General features: G+C 52.7%; 3 protein-coding genes. 1 reads left to right on the plus strand and 2 read right to left on the minus strand.

Annotated features, from left to right (window positions below; genetic code table 11):
- Positions 1–200 precede the first annotated feature (200 nt).
- The gene (locus Z052_RS14405; RefSeq protein ID WP_099289181.1) at positions 201–635 is read left to right on the plus strand and encodes a low molecular weight phosphatase family protein; all 435 of its coding nucleotides are present in this window, start codon (positions 201–203) and stop codon (positions 633–635) included.
- Between the two features lie 487 nt (positions 636–1,122).
- On the opposite strand, the gene Z052_RS14410 is transcribed toward Z052_RS14405, so the two are convergent.
- Together Z052_RS14410 and Z052_RS14415 are read right to left on the minus strand one after the other, a co-directional pair.
- Complete coding sequence (locus Z052_RS14410) at positions 1,123–1,473, minus strand: type II toxin-antitoxin system PemK/MazF family toxin (RefSeq protein WP_099289180.1); 351 nt, start codon at positions 1,471–1,473, stop codon at positions 1,123–1,125.
- Positions 1,473–1,841 carry a helix-turn-helix domain-containing protein gene (locus tag Z052_RS14415; RefSeq protein WP_049933409.1) on the minus strand — a complete coding sequence of 123 codons (369 nt, stop codon included), beginning with the start codon at positions 1,839–1,841 and terminating at the stop codon, positions 1,473–1,475. The genes Z052_RS14410 and Z052_RS14415 overlap by 1 nt, the downstream gene beginning before the upstream one ends.
- Between the last annotated feature and the right edge of the window lie 214 nt (positions 1,842–2,055).

Below are 2,055 nucleotides of genomic sequence, written 5' to 3' on the forward strand. Positions count from 1 at the left end.
ACGAACGCGATCTGGTGGTCCGTCCGCTCATCGGATTCAGTCACACCTCCACAAGCGAGTGGGATCGGTATAGCTGTTACTTCAGGCACAGCGGCTCTTGATAGGCTATCTGAGAAGTACTCTCAGACCCGTTTTGAGCTATTGAGACGTATATACATCACATATAAGTGCTCAAGTCGACGGCATCGATTCTGCTGTTTATGAGTGATGATTTGCCGGTTACTCTAGGATTCGTTTGTGTACAAAATGCTGGTCGCAGTCAGATGGCAACAGCGTTCGCCGAACGCGAGCGTGACCGTCGTGGACTCGAAGACAGTGTTGAGATCATTACCGGTGGCACTCACCCCGCCGATAGCGTCCACGACGAGGTCGTGGCGGTCATGCAAGACCACGAGATCGATCTCTCGGATCGAGTCCCTCGAGAAGTCTCAACGACTGAGCTCGAATCATGTGACGTCGTCGCCACAATGGGCTGTTCGACACTCGAACTCGATGCTGAAGAGATAGATGTTCGCGACTGGGCGCTAACAGATCCTGACGGCCAAGATCTCGATCAGGTCCGTGAGATCCGAAACGATATCGAACAGCGGGTTACAGACTTGTTCGACGATGTTCACGCGAACGGTTCGCAGTGAAACAAGCGCCTGCTGGAGCGGTACTCGAATGACGGACTGTTATTGATTTTAGCGAGATTTTAATCAAGCTTTTTGTGAGAAAACAAAGGCACGCATGAGATCTATCCTCCGAAGTTATGATCCTCGTTCGCGTATTTTCTTGTCGAGATCTGCGAATTTTGTGGTATCGTAGACCCTCTCCAAGAGCATATCTCGTTTCTGCCCAACCACCCGAAGCCTCGAATTTTCACGACCGTTTTCGTTATCCTTGCTCATTTTGTATTGCTATTCTAAAATTACAAGTGGTAGATACTAAATTGGTCCCCGTATCTGCTACGCTCGCAGAACAGCATACAACAATACCGGAGAGTCGTGCGGTCGGCACGCAGACATACTGAACGGGTGACTCACCCCGTACTGACGTCGAAGGAAAGGAACATATCGGTTCCACCTTCTGAAGCTGTGACCGTAACATTGAGATAGTTGGTCTCATCTTCAGTTGGGTCTATTAGTGTAGTTCTTCGACGAGCGCAGCAACCGCCTCGTCGACGAGATCGCTGTCAAGGCGACCTTGCCAGAAGTCGATATCCTCGTGGTCGATCGATTGTACTCCCCACGGGACAATCTGACTCTCATCCGGGGTCCCACCACGAAGCCAACTCTCACCAGGAACATCGATCAGGCCGTCCATCCAGGATTTCGACGTCAACGTGAGCGCAATATACTGCTCCCCGTGGAACGGACGGCCTTTATGATTCAGGAGAATGAGCCAGGGCCGAGCAGCTTCCTCGCCTTTGAACGGATCATCCCCGTAGACGACGTCGCCACGCTCGAAAATTGGTCTCTCTCCGTCGGTCACTATTCGTCCTCGACGCTCGGATGCGGTTCCTCGGGTGCGTGTTCGCGCCAGGACTCCTTGTCCTCTGTACCGAGTCGCTGGTTGAACAGGGCGGTCGCCCGTTCGTACCCGCTGTATCCGTCGAGTCGCTCCGTGTCGTCGGTTATCGCCCAGTACGTCGCTTTGTGTTCGACGAGATCGCGGCCCTTCAGTCTCGAGAGCGCGGTGCTGACCGCGCCCTCATCGAGACCGATCTGAGAGGCGATCTCGCGAGCCTTGAACGCGCGATCATCGTTGGCGGCGAGAAATCCGAGGACCTGATCCGGGACGGAGAGTTCCTCGAGTTCGTCCTCGCTCGTCTTCTCGAAGGTATCCCGGTCGATGGACATTATTGAGCAGAAATACGGTGTCAACCGTAATGAGAGTTAGGTGTGAAAGTGGTGAAAACGCTGAAGGAGATACTTCGTCCGTAGACTCGTCGAAGCAGTTCGAGAATCGTAGACATTGAGACGGCCAGTCTTAACTACTGTATAGGTCGAGAAGTTTTGCAGTTTCGGAGGATAAGCTAGTTCCAGGTCGAATTAGCATCAATTCGTGGTGATT

It is taken from the genome of Halorubrum sp. C191, assembly GCF_002727095.1.
In the GTDB taxonomy this organism is placed as follows: domain Archaea; phylum Halobacteriota; class Halobacteria; order Halobacteriales; family Haloferacaceae; genus Halorubrum; species Halorubrum ezzemoulense.

Excerpts from the sequence above, each read along its gene's own strand:
- Z052_RS14415 (WP_049933409.1), bottom strand. The coding sequence starts at position 1,841 with ATGTCCATCGACCGGGATACCTTCGAGAAGACGAGCGAGGACGAACTC.
- Z052_RS14405 (WP_099289181.1), top strand. The coding sequence starts at position 201 with ATGAGTGATGATTTGCCGGTTACTCTAGGATTCGTTTGTGTACAAAAT.